Raw genomic sequence first — 16,557 nt, forward strand, 5'->3', positions numbered from 1 at the left:
ATATGAAAAAGATGAGAGTAGATAGATATGTTTAGTGTAAGGGTGACAAGTTACCTGCTGATTTCGCTGATTTTGTTTCAGTCGTTTTCTGCTGTCGCCAATACATTGGATTCTCATACTGTCGACTCACAACATCTAAATGAAATACACGAACATCAATTGGGCGATAACATCGCTACTGAACATGCGCAGGTTCAACTAAAATCTAGCGAACAACCTGATGCTGATAACGTCCCCGTAGATAAATCTCACAATCCTGCTGATTGCCACCACTGTGGCCATTGTCACGGAACCCATGCCCAATGGATTGTAAGCACCAATGGTATCGAACTCGATTCTGTTGCCACCCATCACAATTTCTATTACTTATCAAAAGTAATAGATGCACCGATCACGCAATTACTACGCCCACCTAAAGCATAACCCTGAACTAATCAAACACCGTTCGCCAACAGTTTGGCGATATATATATTTTTGATAATTTAGGAATAAAACAATGATGCATTTTTCATTGAGTCGCCCTGTGCGTGTGCACGCTTGGGTGATTTCCACGATGCTTGTCCTTTTGACAACACACACCGTGGTAGTAGCACAAACAAACAGTATCACCAATCGAGAAATGACCTTGCAAAGCGCCATACAGCGAACATTAGCGAATTCACCCGAGTTGCATGAGTTCACATATAGGCAACAAGCGATTGAGGGAGAAATTAAAACTGCTTCTCTCAAACCAGCCCTCAACGTAGGCATTGAAATGGAAAACTTCTTAGGAACAGGCGAGGTCTCTGGCATTAAGGACACCGAGTTGACTCTCACATTGTCGTCGGTCATTGAATTGGGCAATAAACTCAACTCACGTAAGGCGTTTGCTAAGGCGCAATCCACCTTAGTCGAAGCGCAAAAACAAGTGCACACCTTGGATGTACTGGCTGAAGTGACACGTCGCTACATCGATGTATTGGCGCAACAAGCGTTAATTGACGCGCAAAAAGATGCAGAAACACTTGCTCGATATACCTATCAAGCAGTCACAAAACGCGTGGATGCAGGTGCTTCCCCTGCATTTGAACAGAAACGCGCTGAAGCAGCTTTAGCAAGAGCTAGATTGGATGTGGTGACGGCACAGCAAACTAAGCAAGCCATGATAAATAGTCTGGCTATTATGTGGGGGGAGAAAGACCCCACTTTTACCTATGTTGAGGGTGACTTATTTGCGCTGCAATCGTCTCCTTCGTTAACCGCGCTTTTTACCACATTATTGGACAGTCCCAATCTTGAGGTCTATGCACAAGAATCGAGATTGCAGGCTTCTCAAGTCCGCCTTACTCAAGCAGCTAATCAATCGGATTTAAGCTGGACGGCCGGTATCAGGCGCATGAATGGCATAGATGAAACAGCCTTTGTAGCAGGCGTGAGTATGCCTCTGTTTGCCGGTGACCGAAATCTTGGCGAGTACCAAAAGCAGCGGGCAATTCAGGCACAGCTGGAACAACAAAAAGAGTCAGCGACGCAAAACCTATACCATCAGCTAAATATGGCCTTGATGGTCAGAAACAATGCGTTGCTCAATGTACAGACACTGCAAAACTCTATTATCCCACCCTTAGTTCAAGCGCTGGAATTAGTAGAACAAGCCTATATCAACGGTCGATTCAGCTACCTTGAATGGGTGAGTACACGTCAAGAACTACTCAATGCCAAACAAGCCTTAATTCAATCAGCGAAGCAAGCTCATCAGCGCGGTGCAGATATCGAATCACTGACTGCACAGCCACTTGTGGATACGATCAACACCTCTTTTTCGAGAAAAACAAAATGAACAAAAATATATTAAATAAGAAGCAAAACGCTCTGTTAGTTTTCATTGTTTGCAGTGCGTTGGGATTTTTATCAAGCACCACAATACAAGCATCAGAAGGCGAGCATGGTAAAGAGGAAGCCCATAAGGATGAACGCGTACTCATGCCTGACAGCATGGCGCAAAAAATGGGCGTGGTGACACAAAGTGTTAATGCCGGTCAACTTAATATCACCACCACAGTATATGGTAATATAGTGACCGACCCTGCTTCACTGAGTCATGTGCGTGCACGATTCGACGGTATGGTGACCAAGGTCAATGCAAATTTAGGTAAAAAAGTTAAAAAAGGCGACACACTGGCGGTAGTTGAATCCAACGAAAGCCTGAAAAGTTATCCCGTTGCCGCGCCGTTTTCAGGCACCGTGATTGCCAGACATGCCAATGAAGGCGAGTTATCTAATGGCCAAGTGTTATTTTCAATCGCAAACTATGATGACGTGTGGGCACAGCTTAAAGTCTTCCCACAACAGCTCTCTGATATTGCAGAGCAGCAAAGTGTTCAACTTAGTGTGGCAGGCTCATCGTTAGAAACCACTATCCAGCATATCTTACCCTCGCCAGATGAAAAACCGTATGTATTGGCGTATGCCAAAATAGCTAATACCTCAGGTCAGTGGCCGGTTGGCGCGGCTATCAAAGGGCTTGTCACAATCAACAAACTTGATGTCGCCATGATGGTGCCTAAAGCTTCGATTCAAGAGTTTGAAGGGGCTTCTGTCGTGTTTGTCAAAGAAGGTGATGAATACCGTCCCGTGCCCGTTACCTTAGGTCAACAAGATAACTACAATATTGAAGTGTTATCAGGTCTGCACATTGCAGATGTGATTGTCAGCCAGAACAGCTACCTGTTTAAAGCCGATTTAGAAAAGTCGGAGGCCGGTCATGACCACTAATAACTCAATGCTATTTACTTGGTCATGCGTCTCAGTTATTGGGGGACGAACACATGATTGAATCCATATTACGTTTATCCATAGAGCGACGAGGGATAATGCTGATGTTGATCTTCCTTGTGCTGGGCATGGGGATATTCAGTTATCAAAAATTACCTATCGATGCGGTACCCGATATCACTAACGTGCAAGTGCAAATCAATACACAAGCACCGGGCTATTCGCCTTTGGAAACCGAGCAGCGGATCACATTCGTAGTAGAAACAGCACTGGCGGGATTACCTGACCTGTCCTACACCCGCTCTTTATCACGCTACGGCCTGTCTCAGGTAACAGCGGTATTTGATGAAGGCACTGATCTGTATTTTGCGCGTAATCTCATCAATACGCGATTAGGCGCAATCAAAAGTCAGCTACCAGAAGGGTTAGAGCCTGAAATGGGACCTATCGCTACTGGGTTGGGCGAAATCTACATGTATACCTTGCGAGCCAAGCAAAATGCCATGCAAAAAAACGGTGAGCCGTACAATGCAATGGCGCTTCGCGAGATACACGACTGGATCGTAAAACCGCAGCTCGCACTGGTTAAAGGGATCACTGAAGTCAACGCCATTGGTGGGTATGTAAAACAATATCATGTGAATCCTGAACCACAGAAAATGCTGAATTTTGATATTGGTCTAAGTGATATCCATCGTGCGCTGGAGCGAAACAACACCAATCAGGGAGCGGGGTTTGTTGAGCGAAATGGGCAACAAATACTGGTGCGCTCACAAGGTCAACTACAGACACTTAGCGATATAGAAAATGTGGTAATAAAACGCATTAATACTGTCCCTGTTGCGGTGAAAGACATTGGCAGTGTAGCTATTGGTAAGGAGCTGAGAACTGGTGCGGCAACGCAGGAGGGTGAAGAGACCGTTTTAGGTACGGCAATGATGCTAGTCGGCGAAAACTCACGAGCCGTTGCTCAATCCGTTGCCAAAAAGGTGAAGGACATTCAATCCAGCTTACCTGATGGTATTGTCATTGAGCCAGTCTATGACCGTACCCTATTGGTCGATAAAGCTATCGAAACGGTTCAGAAGAATTTAGTAGAAGGTGCGTTATTAGTCATAGTGATCTTGTTCATATTGCTTGGCAATATTCGCGCCGCGCTCATCACTGCGGCAGTTATACCGCTGGCGATGTTGGCGACCATTACAGGGATGGTTAATACCGGTGTGTCTGCCAACCTAATGAGCCTTGGCGCATTGGACTTTGGATTAATTGTCGATGGTGCGGTGATCATCGTAGAGAACTGTATCAGGCGGTTATCCGAGTCTCAGAAACGCACAGGCGGAGTCTTGCCACTTAAAGAGCGGCTAGAACTGGTTTTTCAAGCGACCAATGAAGTCATTCGTCCTAGCTTGTTTGGTGTATTGATTATTACTGTGGTGTATATCCCGCTGTTCTCATTGACAGGGGTTGAGGGCAAGATGTTTCAGCCAATGGCGGCAACGGTCATCATGGCGCTGATAGCAGCGATGCTGTTCTCCATTACTATTGTACCAGCGGCAGTCGCGATGTTTATGGGCGGTAAAGTCAGTGAAAAAGAAAGCTTCATTATTGTTGCAGCCAAGTCAGCCTATCGCCCCATCATTCACCTTGCACTGAAATTACGCTGGATAGTGCTTGTCGGCTCAGTCGTGCTGGTAGTGGGCAGCTTTTGGTTGGCAACGCGATTAGGCTCTGAGTTTGTTCCCCAGCTTGACGAAGGAGACATCGCACTGCACGCCATGCGAATACCGGGCACAGGTATTGAACAAGCCGTCGCAATGCAAAAAACACTTGAATCTACCTTGATGGAATACGAACAGGTACTCACAGTGTTTGCAAAAACCGGTACCGCAGAAGTAGCTACCGATGCGATGCCGCCCAACGTAACCGATACCTTTGTGATGCTAAAACCACGAGCGCAGTGGCCTGATCCTAACCTATCAAAAGCTGATTTCGTGGAAACCCTTGAGCGAGATTTACAAGCGGTGACAGGCAATAACTATGAGTTTACCCAACCTATCCAAATGCGCTTTAACGAGTTGATTAGTGGGGTAAGGGCTGACCTTGGTATAAAAGTCTTCGGAGATGATTTAACCACGCTTGTTGCCTCTGCAAACGACATCTTAACGGTTTTGCAATCAATTGACGGCGTGGCGGATGCACGACTTGAGCAGGTCGATGATATCCCTATCTTCACTATCAACCCTAAGCTAGTCGAGTTGGCACGTTATGGATTGGACATGGCCGATTTGCAGGAGTGGTTGGCGTCAGCTATCGGTGGTAATACTGCTGGCTTAATTTTTGAGGGAGATAGACGCTTTGAGTTGCTTGTGCGATTTGATGAAGGTATCCGCACAGATTTAGATGCCATTGGCAGCACTCCTATCATTACATCGGATGGGGAATTTGTGCCGTTATCAGAAGTCGCTACGCTGGCTTACTCGTCTGTTCCCAATCAAATCAGTAGAGAAAACGGTAAGCGCAGAGTCGTGGTTACCGCCAATGTCAGAGAACGCGACTTAGGGAGCTTTGTTGACGAAGCAAAAATCAAAATAACCGAACAGGTTTCACTCCCAGCAGGCTACTGGCTGGATTATGGCGGCACGTTTGAGCAGCTTGAAAGTGCAAGTCAGCGACTGGCTATCGTGGTGCCTGCCACGCTTTTTCTGATACTTGTGTTACTCGTGGTGGTGTTTGGCTCATTTCGTGATGCCTTGATCATCTTCACTGGCGTGCCTTTAGCCTTAACAGGTGGTGTTTTTGCGCTTTGGATGCGTGACATGCCATTGTCTATATCTGCCGGAGTCGGATTTATTGCGCTCTCTGGTATTGCGGTACTAAACGGCCTAGTGATGTTGTCATTTATTAAACAGCGAGTACTAGAAACAGGTGACTTAATTAACTCAATCGTTGACGGAGCTATCACAAGATTGCGTCCGGTTTTGATGACAGCACTGGTAGCAAGCTTAGGCTTTATTCCCATGGCACTTAATGTCGGGACTGGCGCTGAAGTGCAAAGACCGCTTGCAACGGTGGTGATTGGCGGGATCATCTCGTCCACCATTCTAACATTGGTGGTTTTGCCTATTTTGTATCGGATGATGCACTCCAAATTAACCAGAGTGTGATTGTTGGGCACCGTATTGCAGAAAATACGGTGCTCTTCGTCTGGAAATTCAAAACAACTGAAAATGATTACTGAATTGCGTATTCACCAATAAGAAGCTGATTGTACGGAATACTACAATTACCACCAATTCAATCAAGGTCGAATGATGATCTGCACATTGGCACATACCGGAATCAAGAACCGCGTGGCCTGAACGTCCGCTCCTTGTCTCAAGATGCCCCTTACGCTGCGGGGCTGAAACGTAAGTAAAGCGGCCCCTCGCTGTAAAAGAGAGACTGCTTTTAAAATACGTTATTTGTCAGAGCGGCTGACTTACATAACAGCCCATGCCATTTTTACTCCTAATACGACTAAAAGTAGTGCGAAAAGCTTCTTAAGTATTTTGACGGGAAGCTTATGTGAGATTTTCGCACCAATGGGCGCAGTGACAACACTTGCGAGTGAAATTACTCCCACTGCTGGAAGATAAATATATCCATAAGTATTGGCAACGCCTGTGGTTTGTCCTGCACCATTAAGTAAATAACCTGCGGAACCCGCAACTGCTATAGGCAAACCTATCGCTGCTGATGTTCCTACTGCTTCGGACAATTTCATTCCTTGCCGATTAAGATAAGGCACTAACAGTGAGCCTCCACCAATAGAAACTAACGCGGAGATTCCACCGATACAAATAGACAATATACCCGCTGTGGTCTTTGTATCTTTTTTTGTCACTGATATTTGGCTGCCCTTGAATAGTATTTTGTGGGCTGTATAGAACATGAATACCGCAAAAAAAAGTGCAAGATAGATTGCACTTGTTTGTGCAGCAAAAAAAGTCGCGGCAAAAGTGCCAATAATACAGCCTGCGCCCATTACCCACACAATGGGCCAATTAACAGCTTTTAGTTTGTGATGCGCGCGTGCACTTGAAAACGAGGTTACAATAATACAAGCCATAGATGTCCCTAACGCTACATGCAAAACTTGGTGTTCGGGGATACCTTGGTAAACCAACATACTTGTTAATATAGGTACGAGAATCCCTCCACCACCAACACCCAATAAACCTGCAATGAAACCCACTACACTACCCAACAGTGCAAAAGCTAGCACCCATTCAAATGTCATCGATGAACCCCAGTTATCAAAACAATTATGATATTGCGGATAAAAACGGGTAGCATATCGACAACTAGATAACTAGTGTCGAGAATATGACAAAAAACATTTTGCTTCCGCCATCAGAAGCAAGCCAGGAACCTCTAAATGTGCCTGTCAAAGTCGTACAACGAGACATTCCAAAGCAATTTGAAATTGAAATGCATAGCCATGAGTGGGGGCAATTTGTTTATGCGAGTAAAGGGGTTATGCTGGTTGAAACACCAGAACATTGCTATATAGTGCCGCCTGAGCAAGGTGTTTGGTTGCTGCCTCATGTTAACCATAAAGTGCGTGCGCTGACGCATGTTTTTCTCACGAGCTTCTATATTGCAACTGAGATGCTGATTCACATGCCACAGGAAAGTGGAGTTCTCGAAGTTAGCCCTTTTTTACAAGTGTTAATTGATGAAGCGAAATACTTTTCCGGCGACTACACTTGGGAAGATACGCAAGGCTTGCATCTTCGTCTGATACTCCACACAATAAATAAGGCTCCTTCCGCAATATTTCAGTTGCCCTTTCCATCCGACAAGCGTCTGGTTGCAATTCTTTATGCAATTCGCGAAACACCTTCAAATAACTATAGCCTAGAGCAGTGGGGTAACACTGTAGGTGCATCCAGCCGCACATTGTCTCGATTGTTTAAAAAGGAGACTGGGCTCCATTACTCGGAATGGCGGCAACGCCTCATTATCCAAATTGCTATTGGAAAACTGAATGAAGGAGGCATTATTGCTAATGTTGCCCATGATCTCGGGTATGAGTCCCCTTCAGCTTTTACTTATATGTTTAGAGAGAAAACAGGCATGACTCCGAGTGCGTTTAAGCGAAGTACTTTCGGTTAGTCTATTGGATTTCTACACTGACTGTATGCTTCTGAATGATGCTTAACTTGTCTTTAACAGACTTCTTTAGTTGATACAGCCAGTATCCGCTCTTCATTTAATGGCTCCGACTTTTTTAGCACATATATTAGTAAGTATAAAAACATCTTATCTGCGCTAACACTTTCATCTATTTGAAATAAACTAATCATCAATAAAGCATATAATGAAACAGTAAAACCCCAGACATCTTTAAATAAAACAGGTTATTAATAAGCGCTGTTTTTTCAATTTAAGCTATCAAATTATAACGAACAAGAGACTCATTTATTATGTGGATTGTTTATGCGTTGCTCGCAACATTTTTCTTTGGGTTGCGGGGGATCTTGTATCAATGGACATCGCAAAAAAACTTAAATCGAGACCTGCTACTATTTGGTGTTTTCTGCATAGGCTTTATCATCAGCGTAGTAGGTGTAGTGTTGTTAGACCAGCGTTGGTATGGCTGGGCTGATGTCGCTGTTGGTTTGGGGCTAGGCTTTGGATCTTTTGCCGCTAATGCTGTTTTACACAAAGGGTTTTCAGTAGGGAAAGCATCACTCATCAGCGTTCTGGCAGGGTTAACGCCTTTGTTCGTCCTCATCTTTGCATTTTTAATTTGGAAAGAGACGTTAACATCCATTCAATTAATTGGGTTTGTTATTATCTTTTGTGGCCTTTGTATTATTAGATATTCTTCGGATATCTCTATTAATAATTTAAAAGGGGCGCAATGGGGGCTACTTGCTGCATTGTGCTTTACGTTTACTGATTTAATGGGTAAACAATCAACACTCTTAGAGGCAGATGTTTTTGCAACGTTAACTTCTATGTTCGGCTTTGGAAGTTTCCTTTTTGCCATGAGATGGTTAGCAAAGCGTAAGAAATTTATAGCTTCTCAATATTCAGATAAAACTCATTGGTCAGAGATAAAAACCTTCTCTTGCGGACTGATAGTCGGGGTTGCAAATGTAAGTGGAATGGTTGCAATAATATCCGCTTTTTCTATTGGCAATACTGGGTTGGTTTCCGCAATTTCAGGAATGAATATTTTACTTATTCTCCTTTATTCTCATGTTATTTTAAAAGAAACATTTAGCCGCCAAGAAGTGCTAGGGTTAACCGCCGCTTTTGTCGGCGTTATCGTGCTTAGATTGAATTAAACCTTTTTTTACCAGTACCTTTTTCTATAAGTACCTTTGCGTGCAAAAATACCAGCGAAAGCGCTATGGCCGGCGGGTAGGTTTTGCGCTTCAGGAAAGTTTAAGGAAGGTTTAAGGAAAAGAGTAGCGAACAATGCGTTTTAGTACGCTAGCGTACTGCTTCCAAAAACTGCCAGTGTTGTAGTGCATACCGTGCTGTTTAAATACGGCTTGTACTTTAGGGGCCATTTCTCGGTATCGTCTGGCGGGAATGTCAGGAAATAAATGGTGTTCTACCTGAAAGCTTAAATGCCCAGTAAGTACGTGAAATAAATTTCCGCCCTCAATATTTGATGAGCCTAAGGCCTGACGATAGTACCACTGGCCGCGTGTCTCGTTTTTGCAATCCTCTGCGTTAAAGGTTTCTACATCACCGGTAAAGTGTCCGCAAAAGATGATGGTAGATGTCCATAAATTACGTAGCAAATTGGCTATAAGGTTGCCTGACAATACCCATAAGAATAACGGGCCAGCCAGCAAAGGGAATATCGCATAATCTTTAACCAACTGACGTGCGCCTTTACTGAAAAAGCGTTTTTTAAGCTCGCTATGGGTTACTTGGTTTTTGCGGTTTTTTTTCTTCTTGCCGAAGAATACGCGTTCTGCGGCCATCTCGTGATATGACACACCCCACTGAAACATTACACTGAGCAAAATATAGGTAGCGAACTGCCAGAGGTTTTTTATCCGCCATCTAAAGTCATTCGATAAGCGGAGTAGGCCATAGCCAAAGTCTCTATCCTTACCAATAATATTGGTATAGGTGTGATGTTCGTAGTTGTGCACTCGGTTCCAACTTGCCCCATCGCAGGCAATATCCCACTCATACCGCTTTGAATTAATATGAGTGTCGTTCATCCAATCATACTGACCGTGCATTACGTTATGGCCAATTTCCATGTTATCTAGTATTTTTGCTGCGGCTAAACTTAGTACGCCAGCTACCCAAAGTAGAGGCTGCAAGAAACCAAGCATTAATAATATGCGGCCACTCCATTCACAAATACGCTGGATAAGAATAATACGTCGAATATAGGCTGCATCTTCAGCGCCTATTTTATCTTTTACTTCCGATTTTATTGCATCAAGCTGAGCTTCCAACATAGCGTAATCAGGCTTACTTGCACTATGCGGTAATGTGGTAGCTTGTTGTAATTGCGCGTCAATTTGACTAGGCGCTTCTTGCAGAACCTCGATGTTAAATGAGACGCGAGTGTTCATAGTTGAATCTCCAAATCGGTTACGGCTTGCGATACACACAGCTGAATAAGTTGCTCGGCACTATCGGACAGCTCGCCAGTGCGGGTATCTCGCACTACGCCCCGCTTTTTTACACATTGGCATTGATGGCAAATACCCATACCGCAGCCATACGTCACAGGCTGCTTCGCTTCTTGTAGCTGCGAAAGCAGCGATTTCTGATTGTTCACCGCTAAGTGCTGACCGTTGTGCACCAAAGAAAAGGTTTCTTTTTCGCTCAAACTGCCAATGTTCACAATGGGCAATGCGGCAAAATGTTCACTGTCTAATGTTGCCCCCGCCAGTTTTGCTACTGTCTGAACCTGTTCGTAAATAGTATTAGGGCCACATACCAACCAATGGGCATCGGCGAAGTGGGATAGATGAGCCTCGACATCACCGTCTTTTTGTCGAGTTAACAAGGCAAAAGTAAAGTTGTTGGTGCGTTTTCGAAGTGCGAGTAGTTCGCTTTGCAACACGTGCTCGTTGGGTTTGGCAAAGTAAAGCAGATGAACAGGCGCGCGGTGTATAAGGTTATTTTCAATGGCGTCTTCAAGCATAGCGATAAAGGGCGTTATGCCGGAACCGCCCGCAACCATAAGTACGGGTTTATCGGTATTAGGTAATGTGAAATTACCCTTAGGCGCCGAAATATTCACCCATGTGCTAGGTGTTACCGAGGAAAGGAACGGAGTAAGTGCACCTTCGTTATTGACCTTAGTGATAAGCCGAATGTTTTTCGTTTCGCGGTGAAAGCTAGCCCCGCAAGCGACGGTAAATACGCGGGTAGTAAGCCTTCCATTCACTTCAATGGTTAGCGCAATATGTTGCCCTGCAATATGACTAGGCCAAGCTTTCTCAGGCTTTAGGATAACTTCCAGCATGTCAGATTTTAGGTTTCTGACAGCTTCAACTTGCGCTCTGTAATAGCCATCTCGCCACGCAGGCTTAAATTGCTGCATAAGCACTTCCCAATATCCTCTCCATGAACCGTGATGGAGAAAGCGATGGGCTAGATTATCGAGTAATAGTTTCAACGTAGAGATCACACCTATTCATTTTTCGAAACAGACTTTGCTAAAGAGTAAAAATAATTTAAGCGTACAGATGTACGCTCACTCGGCGAACAAGTGTAAGCTTAAATTTTTTCGCGTCAAGTGAATAGTTCTAAAATACGTACTTGCGTAGGTAGGTTTTGGTGAGGCTTTTAACGTGTAGATAACGGGTGTCAGCAGATAATTTCGCGAAGAAAGCTAGCGTTTTAGAACCCAAGCCGACGTTGAGTTGGTTAACACACAGTATTAAGCTAAATATGAATGAGCGCTATATGGAACAAGCACTAGATGAAATATATTCGGTTTAATTCGGGGCTTTATTTTGTTCTCGTACTTTTAACGCTAATTCACTGTCTTGTGGGCTAATTGAAAAGTCGAATTTACCTAAAATATTCATGCCCAATAATCCATCGGCGCTAGGCAATGCATCGACAGGCAGTACGAGCGCTGAAACATCATCAAAACGAAAGCCTGCAAAATAAAAAGTAGGGATGTGTACCAAGGGCGCACTAATAGTGCCAGAGGCAGTGTTTACATCAAAATTACCAATAAAGGTAAGGCGACGTAGCCCACCCAATCGGCTGAATAAATCTGTGGTGATGGCGGTTGTGGTGGCGCCGGTATCTAGCACCATGTCAGCCTGTAGATTAAGGGCTTTTACGCCAACACGGTACTGATCGCCGTCTCGCAAAAGTGCCACTCGGGTAACATCGTTCCCTAGAAGTTCGTTGCTAGCAATACGTTCGCCAGTGCCACTTTGGTCATCACGGTTGCTTTCACTGTACGCGATATTTCGTATCGCATTAGCTTGGTTGTCGTTATAAGAAAGGCTGGCCAGAACATCTTCCATCAGCGTCACTTTTTGCTGCCTAGCATAGGCTTCGGCAAGTTGAAGAGTATACTGCCTGCTATCAGGCACCCGTTGGAATAGGGGCTCATTTAAGTTAGCCAATAAATCCCATTGTCCGTTAGCCGATAACTCATCTTGTGCTGTGTTGTAAAGGTTGGCAATTCGCTTATCAACCTTGGCTTTGCTAGTTGGCGATAGGGACAACTCTGCTAAATCATGAAAGTGTATGAGCGCATCTGATAGCGGCTTTGTTCTTACTATTAACTCAGCCTCAAGCAACAACAAGTTTTCATCGGTGGGAAACTGTTGTAATGCGCTATTTAATTGTTGCTTAAGTAAAGCGTAATTACCGCTGTTTAACAGTAGGGTGAGTTCATGAATGTAATTTTCGGTGACTTGAAGTTCTCTTTTTGACCCTTCGTACACATTACTGTTAGTTTCCGCATTACGTTCATCTGTCGCGGGCACGTTATTATTGCTATTTAGGTTGGCTGAAGATTGAATAAGCGACGCTTTGTTCGTCGCCGCTATTTCTACCGCCTGGTTCAACGAAAGAAACAGGTAGCCGTTTAACAGCAAAGATGCAGCAAGCACCACAAATAAACACGCTAATAACCCCTTGTTCATCGCTAAAATTCCCCCTGCGCTTTACAGTTAAAGGCTGGCTTCAATGCATGCATTACCATAAATTTCCTTAAACGGTTCGGGCAAGCGCTTGGGGGCGCCAGTATCTAAACTTACACAAACAAAGGTGGTTAGTGCTTCAAACACGGTTTTCTTTCTACGCTCGCAGATAAATTGAAACTGCCTTTTTAGCGTTAGCTTGTTATCACAACTCACAATCCAAGTTGCACATTGCAGGCTGTCACCTTCGTGAGAAGGAAGATGATAATCAAGTTCGTGGCGTTTAATTACCATGGCTCGGTTGAGCGACTGATAGTCAGCAAACTGCAATCCAAGTGAATTGGAATGAGACCACGCCAACGCTTCAACTTGGCTTAAGTAAGCCACATTATTAACGTGGTTGTAGTGATCTAAATGACTGGCGTCTATTTGCCATAATTTAGTAAAAGGCGACGGGTATCGCCACGGTAGTGAAGGGACTGCCATAGTCGTTAATCTCTATTGCTCATTTGAGGCAACTCATTGGGAATATATTGCCACATCACGTGTTCAGTTATCACGTGCTTGGGCATCAAAGCTTTAAGCTGTTGGGACATGAGGTAAAGGGTTCTCTCCGGGTAACGAGACTGATTCATCGAATAATGCACGCATCAGCGCTTCTTCTCGTTCCAGTACCGGGTGAATAAAGCTTTGCACATCACCAATGGCTTTAAATGAATGAAAACCATTTTCGAGTAATTCGTGCAGCGACAACAACCCAGCTAATTTGGCGGGGCGTCTAGATAAGCTTATCAACATGCCAATTCCCCTAATTTTTATCACATCACCGAGTTGCTCGCCAAGGTGCGCAATAATATCAAGCTGGCGCTGCCTATCTGTTTGCCGACCTGTGTTGCGATAGGCTAGGGCGTAACTATCTCGATTTAGTGGCGCCCCTTTGAGTTGATGCACCATTTGCATATCTAAATCGAATGAAAGGGCGTTCAGTGCTAACGCATCGTTCATGGCATTCATGGCTTTGTCGGGAAGCACTTTAGCAAGTTTTGGAATGACCCGAACTAAATCGGCGTCACGCTGGCTGAAATCTTTGGGGCCATACAGTTCATCTACAAAAAATTGCATGGCTTTTTGATAACGCGGTTGTTTGGCTAAATCATCGTGAGACACTAGCAAGCGTTCACATTGCCAATGCTGAAGTTCGTGAATACCATCCATGATCCCCACTTTAGCCGCTAGGTCTCGAAGCGCATTCACTCTGTGTATATGCTTAACGATATTCTGTGCCACGTAAATAACATCCTTCCGTAGTGCTTTAATACTAGCTTGACGCAAGCGAGTGGCGCATGCAAGCCGCTAAGCCTATTCCCGTCATATTTTCACTGTTATAATACCCGCCCTTAAATGTATGGCTAACGGAAAACGTCTTTGAATTTTAGTACTTGGTGCAATCTAACACGTCTCACTTATTCACTCGCTAATGGAATTATTCAGCGTGGCGAATGAGATAGACCCGGACGTACCTGCGCTTATTACTTTGTTCAACAGCACTTTTACCGACTTTCAAACGAAGCTGGTATTAGGTGATGACGAGCCAGTTTATCTTCCTGCCAATGAAGATATTTCCTATCATCGTATTGTGTTTGCACACGGCTTCTTTTCCAGTGCGCTGCATGAAATTGCCCACTGGTGTGTGGCAGGCGAAAAACGTCGTTTACTTGAAGATTACGGTTATTGGTATTGTCCTGATGGTCGAGATGCCAAGCAGCAAGCTGAATTTGAAAGTGTAGAGATTAAGCCGCAAGCTATTGAGTGGGCGTTTACCGAAGCCGCAGGGCGGCAATTCCAAGTTAGTACCGATAATTTAAATGGTGCAGAGCCTGATAGACACGGTTTCACGCAAAATGTTGAAACCCAGTTAGCGTGGTACAAGAAGAATGGCTTTCCCCCAAGGGCGGCACGTTTTATTGAAGCCTTAAAAAACCATACAGAGATTAACGGGAGCACAATAACCCAATGAATAAGCCGGTATTTCGATTAGGTGTGGTAGTTAACCCTTTTGCGGGTATAGGTGGCGCGCTTGCATTAAAAGGCAGTGATGGGGCCGATGTGCGAGAAAAGGCGTTAGCAATGGGCGCTGAAAAAAAGGCTAATGAAAAAATGGCCAAAGCGCTGTCTATTCTAGAGGCCCTTTCTGAACAATTTACTATCGTTACTGCCGGTGGCGAAATGGGTGAAGACGTTTGTGCTTCGTTAGGGTTACCCTTTGAGGTGGTGTACAAAAGTGCATCGCAACAAACCGAAGGGGAAGATACTGAGCGCGCAGTACAGGCTTTCCTTGGCTGTAATCTTGATGTTATTTTGTTTGCGGGTGGCGATGGTACTGCCCGCAATGTGTGTAAAATTGTGGGTGATAAAGTGCCCGTGCTGGGCGTGCCTGCGGGGTGTAAAATTCACTCGGGCGTGTACTGTGTTACCCCGTCTGCCGCAGGGCAGGTCATTAGCCAAATGATTAAAGGCGAAATTGTCAGTGTGATGGACGGTGAAGTGCGAGATATTGATGAAAACGCATTTCGAACCGGAAAGGTAATAGCAAAACATTATGGCGAGATGCGAGTACCCGCCGAACTCACTTACGTGCAAGCAGTAAAAATGGGTGGCAAAGAGGACGAAGCGCTCGTTCTTGATGACATTGCCGCTACCATTAGTGAATTAATGGACGACAACCCAGATACCTACTTTGTTATGGGCTCGGGCTCTACCGTTGGCGCGGTTATGGAGTTTCTGGGTTTAGACAATACTTTACTGGGTGTTGATGTGGTGCAAGACAAAGCGCTTGTAGCCAGCGATGTGACCGCTTCTGAATTGCTTTCGCTTACGCAAGGAAAGCCAACACAAGTGGTGTTAACCGTTATTGGTGGGCAAGGTCATATTTTGGGGCGTGGAAATCAACAGCTTAGCCCAGACTTTATTCGCGCTATTGGCAAACAGAATATGCGAGTTGTTGCGACCAAACAAAAGTTGCAGTCGCTTGAGAATAAACCATTACGATTAGACTCTGGCGATGCCGAGTTAGATGCATCGCTACAAGGTGCGTTCACTATTATTACCGGCTACAAAGACAAGGTTCTTTATAACGCCGAATAGCTTTTTAAGATTTAGATTAAGTTTAAGAATAGGAGAAATACGTGTTACCTCCGGCTTCAGCCCCCCAACAATTAGTAAACCAAATTGCAGCGATAGAGGCTGCATTAGATGATGTGGTTAATCATGGTAGCGACGATGAACTGTTTACAGCCAGTTATTTACAAGGCCATTTCGCAGTGGTATCTCGTCAGCTAGAGATGCAAAGCAGCGCAACTATGCAGCAGCTGAATTCAGATATGGCAGCAAGCTTGCAAGCCGCGTTTGATAACAAAGAACTAGAGGGCGAGGATGCTGCCCAGGTTAAGAGCCTTTGGTCACGGTTATTCGACCAGGCAAGCAATTAATCGAATAGTAAAGCGCTAGGCTTCAAAACGGATAAGCGCACTATAAATCGCCCAACTAATTGTAACTAAAGGTGCAATTAAAAGCTCAATGCAAAGTGCCTAACAAAGCGCCATACATGGAATATACAAAGTGAGACGCATGAAATATGGATAGGGTATAAAATCCG

The 16,557-nt window shown here is 44.6% G+C and carries 15 protein-coding genes; 9 read left to right on the plus strand and 6 right to left on the minus strand.

What is annotated here, in order from left to right; genetic code table 11:
- Positions 1-27: 27 nt before the first annotated feature.
- From R1T43_RS08210 to R1T43_RS08225, 4 genes are all read left to right on the plus strand, one after another.
- On the plus strand, positions 28-423 hold the full coding sequence (locus R1T43_RS08210; protein ID WP_182671361.1) for a hypothetical protein: 396 nt from the start codon (positions 28-30) through the stop codon (positions 421-423).
- Between the two features lie 73 nt (positions 424-496).
- Positions 497-1,819 (plus strand): TolC family protein, encoded by a 1,323-nt coding sequence (locus R1T43_RS08215; RefSeq protein ID WP_208805182.1) that lies wholly within the window; start codon positions 497-499, stop codon positions 1,817-1,819.
- Positions 1,816-2,754, plus strand: coding sequence for an efflux RND transporter periplasmic adaptor subunit (locus R1T43_RS08220; protein ID WP_305442846.1), 939 nt, complete (start codon positions 1,816-1,818; stop codon positions 2,752-2,754). The genes R1T43_RS08215 and R1T43_RS08220 overlap by 4 nt, the downstream gene beginning before the upstream one ends.
- Before the next feature lie 53 nt (positions 2,755-2,807).
- Positions 2,808-5,921: an efflux RND transporter permease subunit gene (locus tag R1T43_RS08225; RefSeq protein ID WP_305442844.1), complete on the plus strand. Its 3,114-nt coding sequence runs from the start codon at positions 2,808-2,810 to the stop codon at positions 5,919-5,921.
- 314 nt (positions 5,922-6,235) lie between these two features.
- Here R1T43_RS08225 and R1T43_RS08230 read toward each other — a convergent pair whose 3' ends face one another.
- On the minus strand, positions 6,236-6,991 hold the full coding sequence (locus tag R1T43_RS08230; RefSeq protein ID WP_317354821.1) for a sulfite exporter TauE/SafE family protein: 756 nt from the start codon (positions 6,989-6,991) through the stop codon (positions 6,236-6,238).
- 131 nt (positions 6,992-7,122) lie between these two features.
- On the opposite strand from R1T43_RS08230, the gene R1T43_RS08235 reads away from it, so the two are divergent.
- Both R1T43_RS08235 and R1T43_RS08240 read left to right on the plus strand, forming a co-directional pair.
- A complete protein-coding gene (locus R1T43_RS08235; protein ID WP_317354823.1) occupies positions 7,123-7,914 on the plus strand; it encodes a helix-turn-helix transcriptional regulator in 792 nt (263 codons plus the stop codon).
- A 311-nt stretch (positions 7,915-8,225) separates the two neighbouring features.
- Complete coding sequence (locus R1T43_RS08240; RefSeq protein ID WP_317354825.1) at positions 8,226-9,095, plus strand: DMT family transporter; 870 nt, start codon at positions 8,226-8,228, stop codon at positions 9,093-9,095.
- Between the two features lie 111 nt (positions 9,096-9,206).
- On the opposite strand, the gene R1T43_RS08245 is transcribed toward R1T43_RS08240, so the two are convergent.
- From R1T43_RS08245 to R1T43_RS08265, 5 genes are all read right to left on the minus strand, one after another.
- Positions 9,207-10,238, minus strand: a complete 1,032-nt coding sequence (locus tag R1T43_RS08245; protein WP_410549014.1) for a fatty acid desaturase family protein — start codon at positions 10,236-10,238, stop codon at positions 9,207-9,209.
- A gap of 113 nt (positions 10,239-10,351) precedes the next feature.
- Positions 10,352-11,335 carry an iron-sulfur cluster-binding domain-containing protein gene (locus tag R1T43_RS08250; protein ID WP_317354828.1) on the minus strand — a complete coding sequence of 328 codons (984 nt, stop codon included), beginning with the start codon at positions 11,333-11,335 and terminating at the stop codon, positions 10,352-10,354.
- Between the two features lie 397 nt (positions 11,336-11,732).
- Positions 11,733-12,905, minus strand: coding sequence for a retroviral-like aspartic protease family protein (locus R1T43_RS08255; protein WP_317354830.1), 1,173 nt, complete (start codon positions 12,903-12,905; stop codon positions 11,733-11,735).
- Between the two features lie 27 nt (positions 12,906-12,932).
- A complete protein-coding gene (locus R1T43_RS08260) occupies positions 12,933-13,388 on the minus strand; it encodes an acyl-CoA thioesterase (protein ID WP_211071437.1) in 456 nt (151 codons plus the stop codon).
- A 93-nt stretch (positions 13,389-13,481) separates the two neighbouring features.
- Positions 13,482-14,189, minus strand: a complete 708-nt coding sequence (locus R1T43_RS08265; RefSeq protein WP_317354832.1) for an FFLEELY motif protein — start codon at positions 14,187-14,189, stop codon at positions 13,482-13,484.
- 190 nt (positions 14,190-14,379) lie between these two features.
- Between R1T43_RS08265 and R1T43_RS08270 the strand changes: the two genes are divergently transcribed.
- Genes R1T43_RS08270 through R1T43_RS08280 form a run of 3 tightly spaced genes read left to right on the plus strand, consistent with a single transcriptional unit; the run spans position 14,380 to position 16,390 of the window.
- Positions 14,380-14,919, plus strand: coding sequence for an elongation factor P hydroxylase (locus R1T43_RS08270; RefSeq protein ID WP_317354834.1), 540 nt, complete (start codon positions 14,380-14,382; stop codon positions 14,917-14,919).
- Complete coding sequence (locus R1T43_RS08275; RefSeq protein ID WP_317354837.1) at positions 14,916-16,046, plus strand: ATP-NAD kinase family protein; 1,131 nt, start codon at positions 14,916-14,918, stop codon at positions 16,044-16,046. The genes R1T43_RS08270 and R1T43_RS08275 overlap by 4 nt, the downstream gene beginning before the upstream one ends.
- A gap of 41 nt (positions 16,047-16,087) precedes the next feature.
- A complete protein-coding gene (locus R1T43_RS08280; RefSeq protein WP_317354840.1) occupies positions 16,088-16,390 on the plus strand; it encodes a YfcL family protein in 303 nt (100 codons plus the stop codon).
- Positions 16,391-16,557 lie beyond the last annotated feature (167 nt).

The sequence above is a fragment of the Alteromonas sp. CI.11.F.A3 genome (assembly GCF_032925565.1).
Lineage (GTDB): Bacteria > Pseudomonadota > Gammaproteobacteria > Enterobacterales > Alteromonadaceae > Alteromonas.

Coding starts and splice junctions, on each gene's coding strand:
- R1T43_RS08210 (WP_182671361.1), top strand. CDS start 28: ATGTTTAGTGTAAGGGTGACAAGTTACCTGCTGATTTCGCTGATTTTG.
- R1T43_RS08215 (WP_208805182.1), top strand. CDS start 497: ATGATGCATTTTTCATTGAGTCGCCCTGTGCGTGTGCACGCTTGGGTG.
- R1T43_RS08220 (WP_305442846.1), top strand. CDS start 1,816: ATGAACAAAAATATATTAAATAAGAAGCAAAACGCTCTGTTAGTTTTC.
- R1T43_RS08225 (WP_305442844.1), top strand. CDS start 2,808: ATGATTGAATCCATATTACGTTTATCCATAGAGCGACGAGGGATAATG.
- R1T43_RS08235 (WP_317354823.1), top strand. CDS start 7,123: ATGACAAAAAACATTTTGCTTCCGCCATCAGAAGCAAGCCAGGAACCT.
- R1T43_RS08240 (WP_317354825.1), top strand. CDS start 8,226: ATGTGGATTGTTTATGCGTTGCTCGCAACATTTTTCTTTGGGTTGCGG.
- R1T43_RS08245 (WP_410549014.1), bottom strand. CDS start 10,238: ATGTTGGAAGCTCAGCTTGATGCAATAAAATCGGAAGTAAAAGATAAA.
- R1T43_RS08250 (WP_317354828.1), bottom strand. CDS start 11,335: ATGCAGCAATTTAAGCCTGCGTGGCGAGATGGCTATTACAGAGCGCAA.
- R1T43_RS08255 (WP_317354830.1), bottom strand. CDS start 12,905: ATGAACAAGGGGTTATTAGCGTGTTTATTTGTGGTGCTTGCTGCATCT.
- R1T43_RS08260 (WP_211071437.1), bottom strand. CDS start 13,388: ATGGCAGTCCCTTCACTACCGTGGCGATACCCGTCGCCTTTTACTAAA.
- R1T43_RS08270 (WP_317354834.1), top strand. CDS start 14,380: ATGGAATTATTCAGCGTGGCGAATGAGATAGACCCGGACGTACCTGCG.
- R1T43_RS08275 (WP_317354837.1), top strand. CDS start 14,916: ATGAATAAGCCGGTATTTCGATTAGGTGTGGTAGTTAACCCTTTTGCG.